Origin of the sequence: Aeromonas sp. CU5 (assembly GCF_002586745.1) — a bacterium.
GTDB classification, from domain to species: Bacteria; Pseudomonadota; Gammaproteobacteria; order Enterobacterales; family Aeromonadaceae; genus Aeromonas; species Aeromonas sobria.
This window is the reverse complement of the sequence record NZ_CP023817.1, coordinates 4,404,694-4,425,998: the sequence shown is the minus strand read 5'-3', so window position 1 is coordinate 4,425,998 and position 21,305 is coordinate 4,404,694. Positions and strand designations below refer to the sequence as shown.

General features: G+C 55.7%; 19 protein-coding genes and 2 pseudogenes. 5 read left to right on the top strand and 16 right to left on the bottom strand.

What is annotated here, in order from left to right:
• Window positions 1–11 precede the first annotated feature (11 nt).
• The gene (locus CK911_RS20090) at window positions 12–917 is read right to left on the bottom strand and encodes an alpha/beta fold hydrolase (RefSeq protein ID WP_098972199.1); all 906 of its coding nucleotides are present in this window, start codon (window positions 915–917) and stop codon (window positions 12–14) included.
• A gap of 28 nt (window positions 918–945) precedes the next feature.
• A complete protein-coding gene (gene serB, locus CK911_RS20085) occupies window positions 946–1,959 on the bottom strand; it encodes a phosphoserine phosphatase SerB (RefSeq protein WP_098972828.1) in 1,014 nt (337 codons plus the stop codon).
• A gap of 120 nt (window positions 1,960–2,079) precedes the next feature.
• Here serB and CK911_RS20080 point away from each other — a divergent pair, with 120 nt between their 5' ends.
• Both CK911_RS20080 and CK911_RS20075 read left to right on the top strand, forming a co-directional pair.
• Complete coding sequence (locus CK911_RS20080) at window positions 2,080–2,691, top strand: AhpA/YtjB family protein (RefSeq protein ID WP_098972197.1); 612 nt, start codon at window positions 2,080–2,082, stop codon at window positions 2,689–2,691.
• Window positions 2,692–2,755: 64 nt separating this feature from the next.
• A pseudogene (locus CK911_RS20075) lies at window positions 2,756–4,621 on the top strand (diguanylate cyclase).
• 72 nt (window positions 4,622–4,693) lie between these two features.
• Here CK911_RS20075 and deoD read toward each other — a convergent pair.
• The 7 genes and pseudogenes from deoD to CK911_RS20040 form a co-directional block, all read right to left on the bottom strand.
• Window positions 4,694–5,410 (bottom strand): purine-nucleoside phosphorylase, encoded by a 717-nt coding sequence (deoD, locus tag CK911_RS20070; protein ID WP_042024331.1) that lies wholly within the window; start codon window positions 5,408–5,410, stop codon window positions 4,694–4,696.
• 75 nt (window positions 5,411–5,485) lie between these two features.
• Window positions 5,486–6,694 (bottom strand): phosphopentomutase, encoded by a 1,209-nt coding sequence (locus CK911_RS20065; protein ID WP_042024330.1) that lies wholly within the window; start codon window positions 6,692–6,694, stop codon window positions 5,486–5,488.
• A 14-nt stretch (window positions 6,695–6,708) separates the two neighbouring features.
• Window positions 6,709–8,040 (bottom strand): thymidine phosphorylase, encoded by a 1,332-nt coding sequence (deoA, locus tag CK911_RS20060; protein ID WP_098972195.1) that lies wholly within the window; start codon window positions 8,038–8,040, stop codon window positions 6,709–6,711.
• 109 nt (window positions 8,041–8,149) lie between these two features.
• Window positions 8,150–8,923 (bottom strand): deoxyribose-phosphate aldolase, encoded by a 774-nt coding sequence (deoC, locus tag CK911_RS20055; RefSeq protein WP_042024326.1) that lies wholly within the window; start codon window positions 8,921–8,923, stop codon window positions 8,150–8,152.
• 422 nt (window positions 8,924–9,345) lie between these two features.
• A pseudogene (locus CK911_RS20050) lies at window positions 9,346–9,515 on the bottom strand (XapX domain-containing protein).
• Between the two features lie 126 nt (window positions 9,516–9,641).
• Window positions 9,642–10,916, bottom strand: coding sequence for a NupC/NupG family nucleoside CNT transporter (locus CK911_RS20045; RefSeq protein ID WP_042024324.1), 1,275 nt, complete (start codon window positions 10,914–10,916; stop codon window positions 9,642–9,644).
• Between the two features lie 220 nt (window positions 10,917–11,136).
• Complete coding sequence (locus CK911_RS20040; protein WP_098972193.1) at window positions 11,137–11,916, bottom strand: TatD family hydrolase; 780 nt, start codon at window positions 11,914–11,916, stop codon at window positions 11,137–11,139.
• Window positions 11,917–11,957: 41 nt separating this feature from the next.
• Between CK911_RS20040 and tppF the strand changes: the two genes are divergently transcribed.
• Window positions 11,958–12,575: a type IVa pilus pseudopilin TppF gene (gene tppF, locus CK911_RS20035; protein ID WP_098972191.1), complete on the top strand. Its 618-nt coding sequence runs from the start codon at window positions 11,958–11,960 to the stop codon at window positions 12,573–12,575.
• On the opposite strand, the gene CK911_RS21675 is transcribed toward tppF, so the two are convergent.
• The 5 genes from CK911_RS21675 to CK911_RS20010 all read right to left on the bottom strand — a co-directional run bounded on the left by CK911_RS21675 (window position 12,544) and on the right by CK911_RS20010 (window position 16,050).
• On the bottom strand, window positions 12,544–12,723 hold the full coding sequence (locus CK911_RS21675) for a DUF5363 family protein (RefSeq protein ID WP_098972189.1): 180 nt from the start codon (window positions 12,721–12,723) through the stop codon (window positions 12,544–12,546). The genes tppF and CK911_RS21675 overlap by 32 nt on opposite strands.
• 175 nt (window positions 12,724–12,898) lie before the next feature.
• Complete coding sequence (luxS, locus tag CK911_RS20025) at window positions 12,899–13,408, bottom strand: S-ribosylhomocysteine lyase (RefSeq protein ID WP_042038845.1); 510 nt, start codon at window positions 13,406–13,408, stop codon at window positions 12,899–12,901.
• Window positions 13,409–13,426: 18 nt separating this feature from the next.
• Window positions 13,427–14,020: a hypothetical protein gene (locus CK911_RS20020; RefSeq protein WP_301337399.1), complete on the bottom strand. Its 594-nt coding sequence runs from the start codon at window positions 14,018–14,020 to the stop codon at window positions 13,427–13,429.
• 59 nt (window positions 14,021–14,079) lie between these two features.
• Complete coding sequence (gene glnB / locus CK911_RS20015) at window positions 14,080–14,418, bottom strand: nitrogen regulatory protein P-II (RefSeq protein WP_005308848.1); 339 nt, start codon at window positions 14,416–14,418, stop codon at window positions 14,080–14,082.
• A gap of 9 nt (window positions 14,419–14,427) precedes the next feature.
• Window positions 14,428–16,050 (bottom strand): NAD+ synthase, encoded by a 1,623-nt coding sequence (locus CK911_RS20010; protein ID WP_098972185.1) that lies wholly within the window; start codon window positions 16,048–16,050, stop codon window positions 14,428–14,430.
• 170 nt (window positions 16,051–16,220) lie between these two features.
• Between CK911_RS20010 and CK911_RS20005 the strand changes: the two genes are divergently transcribed.
• Together CK911_RS20005 and CK911_RS20000 are read left to right on the top strand one after the other, a co-directional pair.
• A complete protein-coding gene (locus tag CK911_RS20005) occupies window positions 16,221–16,715 on the top strand; it encodes a GspH/FimT family protein (RefSeq protein WP_253860351.1) in 495 nt (164 codons plus the stop codon).
• Window positions 16,716–16,812: 97 nt separating this feature from the next.
• Window positions 16,813–17,340 (top strand): GspH/FimT family pseudopilin, encoded by a 528-nt coding sequence (locus tag CK911_RS20000; protein ID WP_098972180.1) that lies wholly within the window; start codon window positions 16,813–16,815, stop codon window positions 17,338–17,340.
• Window positions 17,341–17,367: 27 nt separating this feature from the next.
• Here the strand turns inward: CK911_RS20000 and tapY2 are convergent, their stop codons facing one another.
• Together tapY2 and CK911_RS19990 are read right to left on the bottom strand one after the other, a co-directional pair.
• Window positions 17,368–17,649, bottom strand: coding sequence for a type IVa secretion system protein TapY2 (gene tapY2 / locus CK911_RS19995; RefSeq protein WP_098972178.1), 282 nt, complete (start codon window positions 17,647–17,649; stop codon window positions 17,368–17,370).
• Window positions 17,646–21,302, bottom strand: a complete 3,657-nt coding sequence (locus tag CK911_RS19990) for a pilus assembly protein (protein WP_098972176.1) — start codon at window positions 21,300–21,302, stop codon at window positions 17,646–17,648. Before CK911_RS19990 ends, tapY2 begins: the two co-directional genes overlap by 4 nt.
• Window positions 21,303–21,305: the final 3 nt, after the last annotated feature.

Here is a 21,305-nt window from a genome sequence, read left to right as displayed (position 1 = left end):
CCTGTTTTTTGTCATGCGGCCTGTGGATCCAACAGCCACTCGAGGATTTGGGGGAAGTGATCCTCCTGCGCCTGCGGAGCAGTCAGCATATTGATGTGGTCATAATCGAGCCGGTTGCCGTTATCTCGCCCCAAACGGGTGTGGCGCGTGGCCGAGCCCATCTCGTCGCTGAAACGGCGCACATCGGTCGGATGACCCAATACCTTGTCGGCTCTGGCCGAGATCATCCAGAGCGGCGGCCAGTTGACCCGCGCTGCCGCCTCGTCATAGGCAAAGCCGTCGTGAGGATCCTGCCAGGGGCCGCACTTGACCCAGGGGATGGTCTCCTGCAGATAGCGCAGCGACTCGTCATCGGCACCGATCTTCAGATTGCGAGCCGCCAAAAAACCGCGGCGGCGAGCCAGCCAAGGGGCCAGCCGGTTCCAGATCAGATCCACCTTCAGCCAGCGCTCTGGATTGTGCACCGACACCCCGCGCTTGGTGCCAAAGAACAGCAAGCTGGCCACCTGCTCCGCCAGCTCGGGGAAGCGCACCAGGGTCGACGCCATGATAACGCCGCCCCAGGAGTGGGCTACCCAGTGCACCTTGAAGCCGCCATGACGCTCGGCAATCCAGCGGTGCAGAGCGGGCAGATCCTCAGTGATCAGCTCGTGCTGACCATGCTCCGCCTGCTCGGCGATGGCCGGAGTGCTGAGCCCTCGCCCCCGCAAATCAGCCACATAGACCTGATAGCCGTGGCGGGCCAAAAAGCAGGCCAGCCCCTTGCCCGACTCTGTGTAGAAGATCCGGCCATTTTCGATGGCACCGTGCACCATCAGGATCGGCTCGCCATGGACGGCGACCCGGGGTTTGATGTGGCGCACATGCAGTTGATGGCCGCCACAAGGGATAAACAGAGACTGCTGCAACAATTCCATTGTTATTGGTTTCCTCCTTGAAACACTGTCAGCGCTGGTCCCAGCGCAGCTCGCTGCAGGCCCGCGCCGCCAGCAGGCAGATCACCCCTTCCAGATCGTGATGATTGAGGGTGGCCGCCGCCTGTGCCCGCACCAGCGGTTTGGCGTGAATGGCGATGCCAAGGCCCGCCACCCCCATCATTTTGAGATCGTTGGCGCCATCGCCGATGGCCACGGTTTGGGCGGCAGCAATGCCATACTCCTGCGCCAGCTGCTGCAACACCTCGGCCTTGACGCTGGCATCGACGATGCGCCCGCTCACCTTGCCGGTCAGCTGCCCCCCTTCCACCGCCAGCTCGTTGGCGAAGATGGCATCAAGCCCCAGCGCCTGCTGTAGCTCGCCAGCAAAACGGGTAAAACCGCCGGAGGCGATGGCCACCTTCCAGCCCGCCCCTTTGAGGGTATCGACCATCAACTGCAAACCGGGCATCCACGGCATGTTGGCGGCCACCTCGTCGAGAATGGTGACCGGCGCCCCTGCCAGCAGGGCCACCCGGTTACGCAGGCTGTCGGAGAACTCCAGTTTGCCCTGCATGGCGGCCGCAGTTACCGCCGCTACCTGCTCCCCCACCCCGGCAAGGCGGGCAATTTCGTCGATGCACTCGATGCGGATCGCGGTGGAGTCCATGTCCATCACCAGCAGGCCGGGTTCACTCAGGGTCGGCAGCGCGGGCAGATGACAGAGATCGATCTCCCACTCACCACTCTTGAGCACGGCCACCAGATCGGGGGAGAAACGATCGCAGCCAAGCAGCAGCAGCAGCGGCACACCCGCCACCTCGGTGGGAGGATAAAGGCTGGCGGCCAGCCCCTGCTCTGCCAACAGTGGCGCCAGACGTGCCAGATGGGAGGTGCCCAGCCCCTTGCCAAACAGCACCAGCCAGCCGCCTGCCAGCGGGGTCTCTGTCGGTTGCAACGCATCTGCGTTGAGCTGCCAACAGGGGGAGCCGGACAACAACGCGGGCCAATCGGATAACAGCGGGGGGAGCCGGGACAACAACATAAGGGATACGCCTTCCTTGGTGATCAGGGAGTTAACAATGCTGGCCCAGAGTAGCGTATTGCTTTTTGTACAGGCAAGCGCCAAGATCCCGCCACTCCTTGTCACCATGAGGTTTCACGCTTGCAGCGTCATCTTCCCATCAAACGCGCTCTCAGCCTGGGTGCCGGTATCCTGCTCGGATGCTGGGTGCTCGGCGTGCTTATCCATATGCAGGGTGAAAGCCAGGCGTCGCTGCACAACGAAGCCCGCAGCCGGGCGCAGGCACTGGTCGCTTACGCCGCCCGCGACATGAAACGCTGGATCAAAGAAGATAAGAGCAGCGAGCTGGAGCGGCTGGCACGGGATCTGGCGGCGGAGCCGGAGATCCTTGATGCCACCCTCTATGACGGACGCGGCATTCCCCTCGCCCAGTCGGAGCAGGCGGTGCCACTGGAGAGCCTGCTGCCCATCGGCAGCGATAACAAGTCACTGCCGGAGCAGGGCAAGGGACGGATCCAGTTCGTGCAGGAAATTCGAGATGGTGAGCTGACCATCGGCTTCCTGCGCATCACCCTGGAAGAGCAGCAGATGCTGGCAAACAAGGACACCCGGCTCAAGGTGGTGCAGGAGAAACAGCGCCTGATGCTACTGGTCGCCCTGCTGGCTGGCCTGCTTATCTCCTACGGCATTCGCCGTAACTACATGCGGGTACGCAAGCACAAAAAAAAGCACAAACCGGCCGATCAGCCATAGACCGGGGGCAATCCCCCAGCCACCTCGTATATACCCATGAGGGTAGAACCAGCAGGAGCTCAGTATGATTGCCCCACCAATCCCTGTTGACGAAGAGAGTCGGCTGGCGCGGCTGCGGATCCTCGGGCTGCTCGATCGCGAGCCGATCGATCACCTGGATCGCCTGACCCGCCTCATCAGCCGCCATTTTGATCTGCCCGTGGTGCTGGTCTCCCTCACCGATGTGGATCGTCAGTGGTTTCTGGCCCGCACCGGCATCGCCCTGTGCGAGATTGGCCGGAATATCTCCTTCTGCGGCCACGCCATTTTGCAGCCCGACATCATGCAGGTGCCGGATGCCCGTCTCGACCCCCGCTTTGCCGACAACCCGCTGGTGATCGGGCCGCCCCACGTGGTCTTCTACGCTGGCCGCCCCCTGCGAGCGCTGGATGGGGTGGTGCTCGGCACCCTCTGTCTGGTGGATAGCAAGCCACGCCAGCTGGACGAAACCCAGTGTCAGGATCTCGATGATTTCGGTCTGTTGGTGGAGAACACCCTGCACGACCTTGAGCGGCGCCATCAGGTGCGCAGCCTCAGCAACGTACTGGAAGATCAGGAGCATCTCTTTACCCAGACTTTCAACCAGTCGGCAGTGGGCATGGCGCTCTCCTCACTGGAGGGGGTATGGCTCAAAGCCAATCCGGGTCTGCAACAGCTGCTCGGTTATCGCGAATCCGAGATGCTGGGCCGCACCTGGCAGACCATGACCCACCCCGAGGATCTGCCACGGGAACTGCCGCTGTTTCAGGCACTGCTCGATGGCCAGCGCCAGCACTACCGGCTGGAGAAACGGATGCTGCGCGCCGATGGCACCCTCTGCTGGGTACAGCTGAGCGTGACACTCTGTAAAAGCCGCACTGCCGCACCGCACCTGATCGCGGTGTTTGCCGATCTCACCGAGCGCAAGCTGGCCGAAGATAAGTTGATGCAACTGCAGCTGGGGCTAGCGATGCAGGTGCGGGATCGCACCCGCGAGCTATCGGCCACCGTCGAGCAGTTGCATATGGCGATGGCCGAGATAGAGCGCAACCGCGCCCGGCTGCGCTCTATCAGCGATGGCTTGCCGGTCACCATCAGTATGCTCTCGCCAGAGGGACGCTATCTGTTTGCCAACCAGGCTTACTGCCGCTATTTTGGGCTCAATCCCGAACGCATGCTGGAGATGAGCGCGCGGGAGGTGATCGGTGAAGCTGCCTACCTCAATGCCATGAACTATCTGGCTCGCGCACAGGCGGGGGAACAGGTGAGCTTCGAATACCGCTTCGAGCTGCCCATAGGCCCGCGTGACCTCAAGATCACCATGATCCCGAGTGTGGGCGACGAGCCGGGAGTCTATATCCTGGGTAGCGATATCACTCAGTTCAAGGCGCTGCAGAGCCAGCTTGAACATGACGCCAGCCACGACCCCCTCACCGCCCTGCCCAATCGGCGCGCCTTCATCCTGCGCCTGAGCCGTGAGCTGGAGCGGGCACACCATGACGGGGAGGCGCTCGGCCTGCTGTTTCTCGATCTGGATGGCTTCAAGGAGATCAACGACCAGCTGGGGCACCATGTAGGGGATGCCCTGCTGCACCGCTTCGCCAGCGTGCTCTGTGCCGAAGTGCGCCCCGGCGACATGGTGGCCCGCATCGCGGGCGACGAGTTCACCATCATACTGCCCGCCTTGCGCCACCCCGAGCAGGAGCTGCCAGCCCTCTGCCAACGGCTGCTGGACGCCATGGCTAAACCGTAGGATGTGGCTGGCCACCAGCTGCCGCTCGCTGGCAGCATCGGCGGGGCGCTCTGCCACTCAGGCCAGCACTGCCATATCGATGAGCTGCTGCACCGGGCCGATGCCGCCATGTATCGAGCCAAGATGGCGGGCAAGGGGCGCTTTGCCCTCGACCTCTGACCCTCTACTTCCTGGCTCAGAAATGCAAAACGGCGGCCCGAAGGCCGCCGTTTTCATTCAACTACCGGGGGATTACTTGTCGCCCAGCAGCACTGAGTCCAGTGCGATTTCGATCATGTCGTTGAAGGTCAGCTGACGCTCTTCGGAGGTGGTCTGCTCACCGGTACGGATATGGTCGGAAACGGTACAGATGGTCAGTGCCTTGGCACCGTACTCTGCAGCCACACCGTAGATACCGGCGGCCTCCATCTCGACACCCAGAATGCCGTATTTTTCCATCACGTCGAACATGGAAGGATCCGGGGTGTAGAACAGGTCTGCGGAGAAGAGGTTACCCACCCGCACCGGAGTACCCTTGTTCTTGGCAGCCTGTACCGCATTGGCGACCAGATCAAAGTCAGCGATAGCGGCGAAGTCATGGTCCTTGAAACGCAGACGGTTTACTTTGGAATCGGTGCAGGCACCCATGCCGATCACTACGTCACGCAGTTTTACGTCTTCACGCACAGCACCGCAGGAGCCTACGCGGATCAGGGTCTTCACACCGTAATCGGTGATCAGCTCTTTGGTGTAGATGGAGCAGGAAGGGATACCCATGCCGTGGCCCATGACGGAGATACGACGACCTTTGTAGGTGCCGGTAAAGCCGAGCATGCTGCGCACATCGCACACCTGCTCAACGTTCTCCAGGAAAGTTTCAGCGATGTACTTGGCGCGCAGGGGGTCGCCCGGCATCAGTACGGTATCAGCAAAGGCGCCATCTTTCGCATTGATATGAGGAGTTGCCATTCTCTTGATTCCTTCACACAGGTTGAGTTTTATTGTTTTATAAATTGCCCGCCGCCGAAGTGGCGGGCGGGTAAATTACAGGAAGCTGGTACCGTACTGCAACTTGGGCAGACCGTGGTACGCCGCGATGCTCTGACCGATATCGGCAAAGGTTTCGCGACGACCGACAGAGCCAGCCTTGACCGGCTTGCCAAAGAACAGCACCGGAATGTATTCACGGGTGTGGTCAGTACCACCCCAGGTCGGGTCACAGCCGTGGTCGGCAGTCAGCACCACCACGTCACCATCTTGCAGCAGATCGAACAGCTCCGGCAGGCGGGCGTCGAAATACTCCAGTGCATCAGCGTAACCCTTCACGTCGCGACGGTGACCATAGGAGGAGTCGAAGTCGACGAAGTTGGTGAAGACGATGGTGTTGTCACCGGCAGCGTTCACCTCTTCCAGAGTACGATCCCACAGCTCAACCAGACCTGTACCCTTCACCTGCTTGGTAATACCTTGATTGGCGTAGATGTCGGCGATCTTGCCGATGGAGACCACCTGACCACCCGCCTCTTTCATATAGTCGAGCACAGTCGGTGCTGGCGGCAGCACGGAGTAGTCGTGACGATTGCCGGTACGCTTGAAGTTGCCCTTGCCGCTGCCGACGAACGGACGCGCGATGACGCGGCCAATGTTGTAGGGCTCCAGCAGCTCGCGCACTATGTGGCACAACTCATAGAGCTTCTCGAGACCATAGGTCTCTTCGTGGCAGGCAATCTGGAACACCGAGTCAGCAGAGGTGTAGAGGATTGGCTTGCCGGTGCGCATGTGCTCTTCGCCCAAATCGTCCAGCACCTGGGTGCCGGAGGCGTGGCAGTTGCCCAGATAACCGGACAGACCCGCCTTCTCGACAATGGCGTCCAGCAGCTCCTGCGGGAAGCTGTTGGTGTGATCCTTGAAATAGCCCCACTCGAACAGCACGGGCACTCCGGCGATCTCCCAGTGGCCGGACGGGGTGTCCTTGCCGGAGGAGAGCTCCTGAGCAAAACCGTAGGCACCGACCACCTCGATATCTTTGTCCAGACCTGCCGGGAAGTAGCCGGAAGCCTGCTCCCCTGCGTGGCCGAGACCCAGCTTGTTGAGGTTGGGCAGCTTGAGGGCACCACGGCCTTCAAGCTCACCGGCTGCACACGCCTTGGCGATATGACCAAGGGTGTTAGCGCCCACATCTCCGAACTGTTCGGCATCGGCAGCAGCGCCAATACCGAAAGAGTCCATCATCAGAATAAAGGTACGTTTCATGGGTCTTCCCCTTGTTACAAATCAGCCAGAGTGATGCGGCGGTACACTTCAGGCAGTGCCTGTGGTCGCTCGCCACCAATTCGGACAGCCGCCTGCACCATGCTGGCAGCCTGAGCATATTGCTCTTCAGTCTGAGCGTGGATCAGCGCGATCGGCTTGTCAGCATCGACGCTTTGACCCAGGCGGATAAAGTCGGTCAGACCGACCGCATAATCCAGTTTGTCACCGGCAGCGCGGCGACCACCGCCCATCGCCACCACGGCCAGACCCAGTTCGCGGGTATCCATGGCGGTCACGAAACCGCTGTTGGCCGCGAAGACCGGGCGCACGATGGCAGCTTTGGGCAGGTAAGCATCATAGCGCTCCATGAAATCGGCCGGGCCACCGAGGCCAGTGACCATGCGACCGAAGATCTCGGCAGCCTTGCCGTTATCCAGCGCCGCCTGCAGCTTGCGACGGGCATCGCCGTCATCGCTGGCCAGACCGGCGGAGATCAGCATCTCGGCACTCAGGCTCATGGTCACTTCATGGATCCGCGGGTTGCGGTATTCACCGGTCAGGTAACGCACCGCTTCGCGTACTTCGACCCCGTTACCGGCGCTGGAGGCCAGCACCTGATTCATGTCGGTCAGCAGCGCAGAGGTGCGGCAACCGGCACCGTTGGCCACAGCGACAATGCTCTTGGCCAGCTCTTCGGAGGCTTCGAAGGTCGGCATAAAGGCGCCGGAGCCCACTTTCACATCCATCACCAGCGCTTCGAGCCCGGAGGCGAGCTTCTTGGAGAGGATGGAGCCGGTGATCATCGCGATGGATTCGACGGTGGCGGTGATGTCCCGTACTGCATAGATACGCTTATCAGCCGGGGCGAGATCGCCGGTCTGGCCGATGATGGCGACACCCGCCTCTTTCACCACTTTCAGGAAACGATCGTTGTCGACCGAGGTCTGGTAGCCGGGGATGGCATCGAGCTTGTCCAGGGTACCGCCGGTGTGGCCCAGACCACGACCGGAGATCATCGGCACGAAACCGCCGCAGGCGGCGACCATAGGGCCAAGCATCAGGGAAACCACATCACCGACGCCGCCGGTGGAGTGTTTGTCGACAATCGGGCCACCCAGATTGAGGTGGTCCCAATTCAGTACCATACCGGAGTCACGCATGGCGCAGGTCAGGGCAACCCGCTCATCCATGGTCATGTCTTTGAAGTAGACCGCCATCGCCAGCGCCGCGATCTGCCCCTCGCCGATGGTGTTGTTGGTAATGCCCTGAATGAAGAATTGAATTTCTTGGGTACTGAGCGCTTCACCGTTGCGCTTCTTGCGAATAATTTCTTGAGGCAAAAACATCTTTCATTCCCTCCGCCATTGCTGGCGTCAAACAAGCCTGAATCCTTGCCCGCGCACCTCATGGTGGGGGCTTAACAGGGCGGGAGTCCCCCGCCCTGTCATCAACTTATTAGTAACCGCTGGTGTTGGCCGGCTTGTCGCCGTGCCCCAGTGTTGCCAGCAAGCTGGCGAGCAGGCTGGATGCGCCGAAGCGGAAGGTGCGGGCGGATACCCAGTCGTTGCCGAGGATCTCTTCGGCCATGGCCAGGTACTGACCGGCAACGGCTGCGTCTTTCACGCCACCAGCAGGCTTGAAGCCGACTTTCGGATTCTTGGCCTTGATCACTTCCATCATGATACGCGCCGCTTCCGGGGTCGCATTGACCGGCACCTTGCCGGTGGAGGTCTTGATGAAGTCGGCACCGGCATCGATACAGATTTCGGAAGCGCGACGGATCAGCGCCTCTTCTTTCAGTTCGCCGGTCTCGATGATCACTTTCAGCAGCACCTTGGCGCCACAGGCTTCCTTACACGCTTTGACCAGATCAAAACCGATCTGTTCATTGCCCGCCATGAAGGCCCGGTATGGGAATACCACGTCCACTTCGTCGGCACCGTAGGCGACAGCGGCACGGGTTTCGGCCACGGCGATCTCGATGTCGTCGTTGCCGTGGGGGAAGTTGGTCACGGTCGCAATGCGCACGTCGGCAGCGCCGATGTCACGCAGGGTCTTGCGAGCGATAGGAATAAAACGGGGGTAGATGCAGACGGCAGCAGTCAGGCCAGCCGGTGACTTGGCCTTGCGGCACAGGTCGATCACTTTCTGATCGGTGTCGTCATCGTTCAGGGTGGTCAGGTCCATCAGGTTCAGGGCGCGCTGAGCGGCCACATTCAGATCAGTCATTCTATTCTCCAAAGTCTCGATTTAATCCAGATAACCGGCCACCGCCAAGCCATCCAGTGATGGATGCACAGGCAGTAATCCCCAGCTATACGGGAATGGAATTACAGTGCGAAGGCACCGGCACTATCGGATGCTATTCAAAGCATCCCGCAGGCACTGCGACTGTAAATAAGGCAAGAGCCCTGTCACTTTCTTACAAAAGTGCGGACTTGGTTCCATGAAGACTTGAGAAAGGCCGACAACATCTGACCCGAGTTCCCAATCAATTCCATTTGACCGCCAACACCCGATTGCATCGAGTATTAGTCATTGCCAGCACCCTGCTGGCAACGCCTATTTCAGCCGAGATACCCCCTGTTTGCAAGCCGGATTTACCAATTTCAGAGGTACCTCACATCTGGCAAATCAGGGACTAAAAAACCTTACGAAAAGAAGCGGGTCAGGATCCAGGAGTACGCAAGCCCCCCAGATAGACACCGATGATCCCCATCACTCCCGATAACACGGGTGGTGCCGGGATCGGTAATTTGAGGAAAGAAAACAACAAACCGACAATAAAGCCAGCCACAATCGCCAGTAATACTTCATTCATATAACCTCCGACCCGACTCATTTTATTATCAGTTTAGATAGGAAAACGGTTGTCACCGCCCCATACACCAACGCCACGGCAAATGCCGTGGCGTTGGTGTTTATAGTCTGTCAGGTCAGACAGCTATTACATGGCAGACAGTGCCAGGAAGAAGCCTGCGATAGTGGCAGACATCAGGTTGGACAAAGAGCCAGCCAATACGGCTTTCAGACCGAAACGGGCGATGGTGCCGCGGCGGTTCGGTGCCATGGACCCCAGACCACCCAGCAGGATGGCAACAGAGGAGAGGTTGGCAAAACCACACAGGGCAAAGGAGATGATCGCTTTGGTGTGGTCAGACATGGCCGCGCCATTGATCAGCAATTCATCTTTCAGGTATGGAGCAAAGTTCAGGTAAGCCACGAACTCGTTCACCACCACTTTCTGGCCGATGAAGGAACCAGCCACGACCGCTTCGTGCCAAGGCACACCGATCAGGAAGGCCAGCGGGGCGAAGAACCAGCCCAGCAGCAGTTCCAGAGAGAGCTCTGGCATACCAAACCAGCCACCGACACCGGAGAAAATACCGTTGACCATGGCGATCAGGCCGATGAAGGCCAGCAGCATTGCGCCAACGTTCAGGGCCAGTTGCATACCGGCAGAAGCACCCGCAGCAGCTGCGTCGATCACGTTGGCAGGCTTGTCATCCAGCTCGGCGTTGACAGAGTCGTCGTCATAGTTCGGGGTCTCTGTCTCGGGAACCAGCAACTTGGCGAACAGCAGACCACCCGGAGCGGCCATGAAGGAGGCTGCAATCAGGTATTCCATCTTGACGCCCATTGCGGCGTAACCAACCAGTACCGCACCGGCTACAGAAGCCAGACCACCACACATGACAGCGAACAGCTCGGAGTCAGTCATCTTGGCGATATAAGGACGAACCACCAGCGGGGCTTCAGTCTGACCGACGAAGATGTTGGCAGTTGCAGAGAGCGATTCGGTACGGGAGGTGCCCAGTACCTTCTGCAGTGAACCACCCAGCAACTTAATGACCACTTGCATGATGCCCAGGTAATAGAGCACAGCGATCAGCGAAGAGAAGAAGATGATGACGGGCAGGACACGGAAGGCAAAGATGAAACCACCGCCACCGAACACTTCAAACATCTTGTCGCTGACCAGACCACCAAACAGGAAGTCGATACCGAATTTACTGAAAGTCAGCACGCTGGAGACGCCATTAGAGACGGTAACCAGAATATCGCGGCCAACTGGAACATACAGTACAAACGCACCGAGACCGGCTTGCAGCGCAAAGGCGCCTGCCACTGTGCGCAGGTTGATTGCTTTGCGATTGCTGGAGAACAGTACCGCGATAAGGATGAGGGTGACCATCCCCACCAGACCCATGATTATACTCATTATTATCTTATCCTCTTATGTAGCACCTAGCTTGTTAGTGAAATGTGAACAACAGCCACTAACCAAGGGGTGCGCATTATACTAATTAATGCCCGATAAAATAGAATGCTGGTCACATTTTATCGTTATCAAAATGTCCAAGTGTCACAAAATTAGACAGCAAACGATTTTTACGCTCATTTTTTTTCCTGACAACTTAATCATGTGTTGCGAATTTGTTTCATGACAATTGATCGTGATGGAAAATATGTTGGGCAGTTTCAAATAACACCTTTGCAACATCCGTGGTGGATTCCGTCCGCAACGTCATCAATATTTCCGCTATTTTTGGTAAGGCTTCCGGAGTATTCCGCTCCTCCCGATCACCTTGCAACGGCATATCTGGCGAGTCGGTTTCCAGCACCAATGCCTCAAGCGGCATAGCCCGAAATACCTCGCGGGTTTTGTTCGCGCGCTCAAAGCTGATCACCCCGCCCACCCCGAGTCGAAAGCCCAGCTGCCAGAAGGCTTCCGCCTGCTGCAACGAACCGCTGAAGGCGTGGATCACCCCACCACGTGGCGGCTTGAAGCGGCGCAACAGCTTGGCCACAGTGTCATTGGCGCGCACCGAGTGGATCATCAAGGGCAACCCGGCATCGGCGGCCAGCCGGATCTGAGCCTCAAACAGTGCAAGCTGCCCCTCCTGCGGCACATGAGATCGCAGGTCCAGCCCACACTCGCCGATGGCTACCAGCCCGGCAGGTTGGCTCATCACCAGCGTTCGCAACCGTTCCATCACCCCCTCCCGCTGCTCGCCGGCATACCAGGGGTGAATGCCCAAGCCATAAAAGAGGCCATCATGCTGATCTGCCAGAGCCATCACACGAGTCCAGTTATCCTCTGCGATGGCAGGAATGATATACTCCGTCACCCCTAATGCCCGACAACGGGCCAGCAGTGCCTCCCTGTCCTGGTCGAACACCGGAAAGTCGAGATGGCAATGGGTATCTATCAGCTGCATATCACTCACACCTGTTTGCGGTATTTAATGGGTCATTGAACATGATGAACAACAGAAACAACGGCTTTACCCTGATTGAACTGGTGCTGGTGATCATAGTGCTGGGGATCCTGGCAGTCACCGCCCTGCCCCGCTTTATCAATATCAAGGATGATGCCCTGAAAAGCACGGTCTCGGCGACCGCAGGCAGCTTTGCCAGTGCAGTTCAGCTGGCTCATGCTGGGTGGGCGGTGAAAGTGAAGGGGGAGTCTATCGGGCTCTACAACTTGAGTAGCTTTGGCAAAGGCGATCTTGATATTAATCGCTATGGTTGGCCTGTAGGCACGAAAGAGGACTATAACCAAGCGCCAGATACAACATTTCCACCCGGCTCTAACGAAAACCAGATCTCTGTTAACAACGAAGATGACTGCAAGCTACTCTTCACTGGATTACTTGATACAGAGCAGACTGTTCCTGACTTAGACAATAACAACACTGAAACTGACTATAGTTCCGAACGTATTATTGCAGATGACCAAACTGAGATCGGAGGGTTAGAGCATCACAACTGCCGCTATATCCTGCGTGATTCTATCGGCCGCTTCCCAGAGCACCCCAACGGCCTTGGCTTCGAGTACAACAGTGTTACCGGTGCCGTGACCCGCAATTTTGATTGAGCTCAGCCTCTTCTGCGCAAGCTCGCTTTTTGGTTGAATCATCATCATAACGAACCGGCGTGCAGCAGCGCCGGTTCTCCTGGGTGAGCCCCCACTCCTCGCACCACGCGTCGTAACGGGCCAGCCAACGCAGCAATATCCCTTTCATCGTCACACCTCCGCCAACGGATTCGGTTCAAAAACCATCCTAATCAGAGTCGGCAAGGTGAGCAAGCCATCCCCATTATTCCGATCGGGCGAGATAAAAAGAGCCAGTCAGCATAGCTGACCGGCTCTTTAACATTCCCCGAAGAGATTACCCGATGAGCGACAGCTCATCCGCCTCACAGGCTCTTCAGCTTCTCTTCCGGCAGGGCCAACTCGTCATTGTGGTTGACGCCAACGCCGCGCTCCAGCACATGGCGGGCAATGGCGTGCGCCTCTTCCAGCGAGTGCATGCTGTAGGTGCCGCACTGATACTCGTTCAGCTCGGGGATTTTGGCCTGATCCTGCACGGTCAGCACGTCGCTCATGGCAGCCTGCCAGGCGGCGCCGACACGGGCTTCGTCCGGCGCGCCTATCAGGCTCATGTAGAAGCCGGTACGGCAGCCCATGGGGGAGATGTCGATGATCTCCACGCCGTTGCCGTTCAGGTGATCACGCATAAAACCAGCGAACAGGTGCTCCAGCGTATGGATACCGCGCTCGGAGAGGATCTCCTGGTTCGGTACGCAGAAACGCAGGTCAAACACGGTAATAGTGTCCTTGTTCGGGGTCTGCATGGTCTTGGCCACACGCACCGCTGGCGCTTCCATACGGGTGTGGTCAACGGTAAAACTGTCCAATAACGGCATTTCTGACTCCTGATTTGGTTACCAGAACCAGCCCCCACGGGAGAGCTGATCCTTGCATTGACGGTACTGGGCGCCGTAGCGCTGGGCGCGAGCCTCTACCTTGCGAGAGGTCTTCATCAACCACCCCTTGCTGCGATAGCTGCCACGCCGGTAGCCACCCCACCCTTCGTGATAGTTGAGGTACTGGCCATAGGCATCCCACTTGGAGGTACCATTGAGCCGCTGGGCTTTGTTAGTGTACCAACCCATAAAATCGATGGCGTCGGCAAAGTCATCGCGATCACTCCAGCTGTTGCCGGTTTCCCGCTGGTAATCAGCCCAGGTTTCATCTTTGACCTGAGCATAACCATAAGCCGAACTGGCCCGCCCGGTCGGGATGAAGAGGAAATACTGCATCGGCGGCTGGGCATCATGCACGTACGAGGACTCCTGATACATCATGGCCATCACCACATGGATCGGCGTCCCCCACTTCTCGTTCATCTTGAGCGCGGCCTTATGCCACTCCGGCTTCTCGCGAAAGATCTGGCACAGATTCTCCGGCTGAGCCGGTGGACGAGTACTACAGGCGGTCAGGCTAGCCAACATGCTGGCACCCACCAGAACGCGCATCCACCCCATCAAGTGAGGTCGCGCTTCGCGCCTCTGGTCAGGTAAGGAGATAGCCAAGGTCAGATCGCGTCTTCGTTCTCTTCGCCGGTACGGATACGAATGACACGCTCCACCTCGCAGACGAAGATCTTGCCATCACCAATCTTGCCGGTGCGAGCGGTATTCTGGATCGCTTCCAGACAGGCATCGAGATCCTCGTCCTGCACTACCAGCTCTACCTTCACTTTCGGCAAGAAGTCGACCATATATTCGGCGCCGCGATAGAGCTCGGTATGGCCCTTCTGGCGGCCGAAGCCTTTGACTTCGGATACGGTCATGCCGTTGATGCCGATCTCGGCCAGGGCCTCGCGCACATCGTCCAGCTTGAACGGTTTGATGATGGCTTCAATCTTCTTCATGGTGACTCCTTACCAGTTCTGTTTGCCGAACCCGGATGTAATGGGGTAACGGCGATCCTTACCAAAGTTGCGAGCCGTAATACGGGGCCCGACCGCCGCCTGACGGCGCTTGTATTCGTTGAGATCCACCAAGCGGATCACCTTGCGCACCACCGCTTCCTCGAAGCCTTCTGCCACCATGTCGGCGACCGAGGCATCCTCTTCCACATAGCGCTTGAGGATCGCATCGAGGATGTCGTAAGGGGGCAGACTGTCTTGATCCACCTGATCCGGCGCCAGCTCCGCTGAAGGAGGACGGTCGATGACCCGCTGCGGGATCACGTAGTCGACCGAGTTGCGATATTCGCACAATTTGAAGACCAGCGTCTTGGGCACATCTTTCAGCACGTCGAAACCACCCGCCATGTCACCGTACAGCGTGGCATAACCGACCGCCATTTCGCTCTTGTTGCCAGTGGTCAGCACGATGCGACGACGCTTGTTGGAGAGCGCCATCAACAGTACACCGCGGCAGCGCGCCTGCAGGTTCTCTTCGGTAGTATCGCGGGCGGTGCCTTCAAACAGCGGCGCCAGCTGGGTCATAAACCCTTCGAACATCGGCTCGATGGAGATGATGTTGAACTCCACCCCCATTCGCTCGGCCTGCTCTTTGGCATCTTCCACGCTCATCTGGGCGGTATAGCGGAACGGCATCATCACCGCCTGCACCTTGTCGGCACCGATGGCATCGGCCGCGATGGCGAGCGTCAGCGCCGAGTCGATCCCACCGGAGAGACCCAGCACCGCGCCGTGAAAGCCGTTCTTGGTGACATAGTCGCGCACTGCCAGCACCAGCGCCTGATAGGTCTCGGCCAATGGCTCCAGCGGCGCCGCAGGTTCCCGCTTTTTCACCGGCTGACCATCGGCAAAACGCACCAGCGCCAGCTCTTCGGCAAACGGTGCCAGTTTGTGGGTCAACTCGCCCTGGCTGTTGAACACCTTGGAGCAGCCGTCGAAAATCAGCTCATCCTGACCGCATACCTGATTGAGGTAGACCAGCGGCAGACCGGTCTGATCGCAGCGCTCAGCCATCAGCTCGCGGCGGATCCAGGGTTTCTCCTGATCGTAGGGCGACGCATTGAGGGTGAGCAGCAACTCTGCCCCAGCCGCCTTGGCGGCCAGCGCCGGACCAGGTTGCCACAGATCTTCACAGATGAGCAGCCCTAGCTGATAACCACGGAACGGCACCACGCAGGTCTCGGTGGCAGCGGTGAAGTAGCGCTTCTCGTCAAACACGCCGTAGTTGGGCAAGTCCTGCTTGAAGTAACGGGCAATCAGCTTGCCCTGCTCATAGAGGGAGGCCGCATTGTAAAGCGCCTCCCCTTCACGCCAAGGATGCCCCACCAAAATGGCACAGTTGCCCTGCCATGCGGCAATGCGAGCCAACGCGGCATCAACCCGGATCATCAGATCGGCACGCAGCAACAGATCTTCCGGTGGATAGCCGGTCAGGGCCAGCTCGGAGCAAACGAGCAGGTCTGCGCCTTGCTGCTCGGCCTGAGCCGCCGCAGCGAGCACTTTGTCAGTGTTATCTTCGATGGCGCCTACCGTCAGATTCAACTGGGCAAGCATCAGAGAGAGGGCTTTTGCCATGGCGATGCATCTTAAAATCAAAAATGATGGGGAATAATAAAGAAAAGGGGGGCAATCTGCCAGTTCAAGACAGGCGTAACCATGTGACAGCAATCAACGGGAGGGATAAGCTGTAAACAGTCACGGAACGACAGGCCTCAGCAGATATGAAAAACGCCGGATTTACCCTTATGGAGTTGATGATCGCCATTGCGCTGGGCGTCATTCTGTTGGGGATTGGTATTCCTTCCCTCTCTAACCTGCTTGGCAGCAATGATTTGGCGACCCAAGAAAAGGGCCTCCTCAACCACTTGAACTACGCCAGACAACAAGCCATCTCCAACCAGCAAACGGTTACTCTCTGCCTGACCACTATCAATAATTCGGTCGAGGAGTGCGTTACTGCCAATCAAAATGGAGCGACCCGGCTGATCGCCTTTATCGATAGTAACAGCGACCAAAAGCTCAATAGCGGCGAAACAACGATTGCGGCAAGTCCCGAGTTTCCTGCTGCACTGGCCATTTCTGCAGATGCACAGGCGCTGCGCTTCACCCCCGATGGCACCATTACATCTGACAACGAGGTCGTTTTTTCACTCTGTGTAAGCGGTGAAAAAGGTATTGAGATTGAAGTTATGCCTGCCGGACGTGCCCATAACCAGGCAAGTGGTACTGTCTGTCCATGAGAAGTTTGAGCTACCGCTAAAACACACAAGAGCCAAAGGATCCATCTCAATCCAATAGCTATGCTTAGAGTCTCTTTTGAACAAGGACTCACCCGGCATGAAAAAATATGGCTTTACCTTACTGGAGTTTTTGATTTCAGTAAGCCTGACCATTATCTTGCTGACCATGGGTCTACCATCATTGGCAAGCCTGATCACCACCAGTGACAGCAACATCTACAGCCGAAACCTTTTGGATCATTTGATCTTTGGTCAACGGCAAGCCATCACGCAGCAACAAACCGTCACCGCATGCCTTGCCACTCCTGTCAGTAACGCCACAACCGAGAGTTGCATAACCGCAAATCAAACCGGCGCCCAACGCATGCTGGTATTTATCGACACCAATCAGGATCGCCAACTCAATATTGCAAGTGGCGATATCTTGCTATCAGCAACAGAACCCTTTCTTGAGAAACATACCGTCACGGCCAATCGACAATTTGTACGCTTTAGCCCGGATGGCACAGCCATAGGCACCAACATGACATTGCAGTTTTGCATCAACCAAGCATCACGAGTCGATATCATCGTTTCGCCATCAGGGCGAAGCCGAAGCGAAAAAAAGGGGCTGAGTTGTTCTTAGCCCCTTTGCCCGACTCCATCACCAAATCTATCTGGGTTGAATGTCGTCTTGTTTTTTTGCAGCAGCCAGCGAAAAGGTTACCGCCAGGGGGACGCACTCGATCACCTCTATCACCGGGCGCACCACACCATCAATCTCATAACCCTTTAATTTAAAAACCCGGTCCAGATTCACCTTGCTGGTATCAGCAACCGGCTGCTGCAACACCATCTGCACGCCACCTTCCAGAGTGACATAACATTTTATGTCTTCAGTTTGAGCCTGTACCAACAAGGGTAAGCTCACCAGCCAGAGCAGCATGCGTTTCATCCCTGCTCTCCTTCATAAAGATAGATTTTCTTGGGAGACATATCCATTTTGGCCTCCTCGGCCCCTTGTGAACATTCACCTTCTCCGGTGCAGCGTTCAGGCTCTCCTTCCCCCTCATCTTTAAGGATGACCTCCTTACCCGGAGCACCACCGATGATCCTAATCCGGCCATCATCACCACCATGAATAACCAGGTCATCAGCGACCTTATTTTGCACCTCTACGTAACGCTGAATAACTTCCTGATTGTTACTATCCAACACATATTTGAACGATGTACCGTAGTGCATATCAATCATATATTGACGCATGGCGCCGATAGATTGAATGGTACATTGCTGGAAGTCCTGCACCTGAGGCAGGAAAGAGGTGAAGTAGAGCTTGCCTTGTAACACCAAGCCAGCTCCCATGGATTTTTCACCGCTTTCATTGAGCCAGAATTTCCACCCTTGTTTGCTGGTAAGAGCCTTGGTTGTATTAACGATCTGCTCTTCATTCAAACCGGTAAATGGATCGCTGGTCACATCGTAGAGGTCGTTCAACGTGATACTTGATGGCACTGATGGCTCAGACGTACCGCCAAACAAGCTCGGACTGACATTGTAGTCACGGAGCATCACATAAACATTATTGGTGATGGCTTCTGAGGAGGGACGATTACGATCACCACTACCAATCAGCACGGCGTCAAACGGGCGCTCACTGTAGAGATAATTTGTCCCATCATATTTCCAGCCTTTATTGATGGTGCGCACCAATACTGGTTGAGTAAAGAAACGGCGATCATCTTCCAGTTTTTTTGCAGTCCCTGTCAGATGAGCATTACCCAAGCTGGCAAACTTGATCGCCGTCCACTTGGATTTATCTGTTCCTTTCATATCGATACGCCAGATCTGGCCACCAGTATCGCCCGCATAAATTCGGTCTGAAATACCATCCCCATCACTATCCAACACTGAGACAGAGCCCGGCATACTGTATGTCAAACCTGATATTTGTTTGTTCGTTGCACTATTGGCATCCGGGGTAAAACTGAATAACAGGGACCCTGTTTCAGCATCAACAATATAAACCCCTAACCCCTCGCTATCCTCAGCCCCCTGCCCTAAGTAGCTTTTTGCCTGATCGTAACCACCCGAGAAAATCAAAACTGGCTTATAGATATTTTTACCATTGACTACTGTCGAATAGCCGGGAATAAATGCGACCTCGGGGATCGACCAGGTTTCACCGAGCTTGCCAAATCCAGCGCTATTTTTATCCAGCCGCCACATTAGCGAGGGGGAATCTGGATTGGATATATTCAAAGCATAATACGCCTGGCCACCACCCCGTAGCCCGGTAAATAACCACACCTTGTCACCTTGTGACGACTTGATATGACCATCTTTGACTTGTTCATTGACCAGTACTGTAGGTGATGAATCCACACCATAGAGATGTACCGATGAATCCAGGTTCTCCCGTAACGCCTTCTGATTGGCAATAAATTGGTAGGGCATGATCGCCCAACTCTCATCAACTGTGGCACCGCTGTCTTTGAACATATGCAAGAAGCCAGCATTGCTCCCCATCACGATTCGCAGGTCAGGTGTGCATGATGCCTGTCCTGTTAACTTTGTACAGCCATAATTGATCACTAATGGCCGAGAATGTAACGGGTCACCCAGAATATGTTCCCGAATCTCCGTTTTTTCACCATCCTGATTTTCATCAAATGCATCGATTCCATTGGCCCAATTAAGCAGGTCATCCATGCTATCAGTACTATTTAAATTCATTACGGTGCGTAACTGAATAGCCCCACCCGCCATACTTTCAAGGTTAGACTTGCTAAATGCGCTTAATGTATTGGTGAAAGGAGGGATAACATAAAGGGTTCGGTTGGTTTTGGCTGCCAACATCTCTTGTACTCCACCCTCGGCAACCTTGTTACCGTCACTGGTGGAAGACCAATGTGTTTTAGCTGACTCCAGGATCGTACCATCGCCAGAGATGGCAGGTAAGCCACTCTGATCGACTACATAACCCTTATCTGGATTCAGAACCAGTTTTTTCAGATTTCCCTTCCATCGCGGGCCAGCCCCCGGTTCAAACATGGCATAGTAAATATTATTCAGGCTGCGAGTGCGGTCAAAGTTGTTGGTGGCGATCGCAGGCGAAACCAGTGAGGTATTCATTTTTAAAATCGCTAGCAATGAAGACTTTAACGCCTCGTTCAACTGAGTCGCATCGGTGGCCGGATAATAGTTACCACCGCCACGACGGGCAGTTTCTGCCAACAAAGCACCCGCCCCCTTGATAGCTTCATCACCAAAACCAACAGTAAAGGTAGTGACCGTCTGTTTTCCCGCTGCGGATGTATTAACATCATTATTTTTCATATATCCGGCAAGCGCGGCAAGATAGCTTCTCGCACCTGAAGTTCCGTAACCTACGGTACTACCATATGCGGCTCGGTCTGCGGCAGGTAAAGTATTCATCATACTCAACACAAGAGCATCAGCAGCAGAATCGTTGGTGGGTTCACCATCTGTCATATAAATGATATAGCCATTATTTGAACATTTGTCATAAGGCGATTTGTAAGTGCCAGCAGGCGACTCCGCGTTAGCGTCGCGCTTAGGATTACGGTTAGCATCATCATCACCAAAGTGGACAGCAATACCGCCGAAATAACGGTATGACTCATATAATGTCTCGCACAAGGGAGTCCACGTGTCGGAGCTTAAGCTATTAACCTTATCGATTAAATCCTGTGCACCCGTTTTTCCTGATGTAAGAACGGCATCATTACCAACAATACTTCTAATTATTCTACCACCATTCCTACTTCCAGGTTCATCCCCATCATTATAGTTAAAAACAGCCAAGCCAAAATCGACTGCGGGGGTAGCCAACACTAATTCCTTGACTGCATCCTGAGCGACCTTTAATCGAGTTTGTTCTGATACACCTGTAGCTCCATAATACCAGCGCACATAATTTGCAGTAAACATAGATATCTGTGTAGCACTACCATTAGATAAGGCTTTAGTAACGTCATTGGTGTAATACCAACTCCCTCGCCGAGAATCAGTTTTATTTATTGGTAAGCCTGTGGTAAAACCTTGTGTATTAACAAGGTTTTTTTCATCGATATCCTGTTGGCAGTCAGCAACGGATATATTGGCAACAGTAAAATCATTCAGTGAACGCCAACGACCAGTCCCATTACCCGGTGGGCTTCCCGATGTTATCTCGTACCCCCACACCCTTGACTGAAACCGACCAATGCTATTTAAAGCATTCTTAGATGTCGCACAAGCATTTAATACTTCGCGGAATCTTTTTGTACTGTTGATAGCAGGCACTTTTCCATCAGTAGAGAAGTAGATGAATCGATTGCTATTATTAACATCAGGATCGCTAGACAATGATGGATAATTTCTCGATGGGTCATAAGGCTCTTTAGCAACTTCGGTTGTATTTCTCATACTTCCCGAGTTATCAAATATAAACAGAACCTTTGGCCTAAAATCCCCTGCCTTGGCAAAATCATAAACAAATAATTCGGTATCGTCTGAATAGCCAGTCCCTACCGCCATGGATGTGCTGGAGATACTGCTACATAACACCAGCAAGCTTGTTAGCAAACAGATCCTTATGTTCATAAC

Excerpts from the sequence above, each read along its gene's own strand:
- CK911_RS20090 (WP_098972199.1), bottom strand. The coding sequence starts at position 917 with ATGGAATTGTTGCAGCAGTCTCTGTTTATCCCTTGTGGCGGCCATCAA.
- serB (WP_098972828.1), bottom strand. The coding sequence starts at position 1,959 with ATGTTGTTGTCCCGGCTCCCCCCGCTGTTATCCGATTGGCCCGCGTTG.
- deoD (WP_042024331.1), bottom strand. The coding sequence starts at position 5,410 with ATGGCAACTCCTCATATCAATGCGAAAGATGGCGCCTTTGCTGATACC.
- CK911_RS20065 (WP_042024330.1), bottom strand. The coding sequence starts at position 6,694 with ATGAAACGTACCTTTATTCTGATGATGGACTCTTTCGGTATTGGCGCT.
- deoA (WP_098972195.1), bottom strand. The coding sequence starts at position 8,040 with ATGTTTTTGCCTCAAGAAATTATTCGCAAGAAGCGCAACGGTGAAGCG.
- deoC (WP_042024326.1), bottom strand. The coding sequence starts at position 8,923 with ATGACTGATCTGAATGTGGCCGCTCAGCGCGCCCTGAACCTGATGGAC.
- CK911_RS20045 (WP_042024324.1), bottom strand. The coding sequence starts at position 10,916 with ATGAGTATAATCATGGGTCTGGTGGGGATGGTCACCCTCATCCTTATC.
- CK911_RS20040 (WP_098972193.1), bottom strand. The coding sequence starts at position 11,916 with ATGCAGCTGATAGATACCCATTGCCATCTCGACTTTCCGGTGTTCGAC.
- tppF (WP_098972191.1), top strand. The coding sequence starts at position 11,958 with ATGATGAACAACAGAAACAACGGCTTTACCCTGATTGAACTGGTGCTG.
- CK911_RS21675 (WP_098972189.1), bottom strand. The coding sequence starts at position 12,723 with ATGAAAGGGATATTGCTGCGTTGGCTGGCCCGTTACGACGCGTGGTGC.
- luxS (WP_042038845.1), bottom strand. The coding sequence starts at position 13,408 with ATGCCGTTATTGGACAGTTTTACCGTTGACCACACCCGTATGGAAGCG.
- CK911_RS20020 (WP_301337399.1), bottom strand. The coding sequence starts at position 14,020 with ATGCGCGTTCTGGTGGGTGCCAGCATGTTGGCTAGCCTGACCGCCTGT.
- glnB (WP_005308848.1), bottom strand. The coding sequence starts at position 14,418 with ATGAAGAAGATTGAAGCCATCATCAAACCGTTCAAGCTGGACGATGTG.
- CK911_RS20010 (WP_098972185.1), bottom strand. The coding sequence starts at position 16,050 with ATGGCAAAAGCCCTCTCTCTGATGCTTGCCCAGTTGAATCTGACGGTA.
- CK911_RS20005 (WP_253860351.1), top strand. The coding sequence starts at position 16,221 with ATGGAGTTGATGATCGCCATTGCGCTGGGCGTCATTCTGTTGGGGATT.
- CK911_RS20000 (WP_098972180.1), top strand. The coding sequence starts at position 16,813 with ATGAAAAAATATGGCTTTACCTTACTGGAGTTTTTGATTTCAGTAAGC.
- tapY2 (WP_098972178.1), bottom strand. The coding sequence starts at position 17,649 with ATGAAACGCATGCTGCTCTGGCTGGTGAGCTTACCCTTGTTGGTACAG.
- CK911_RS19990 (WP_098972176.1), bottom strand. The coding sequence starts at position 21,302 with ATGAACATAAGGATCTGTTTGCTAACAAGCTTGCTGGTGTTATGTAGC.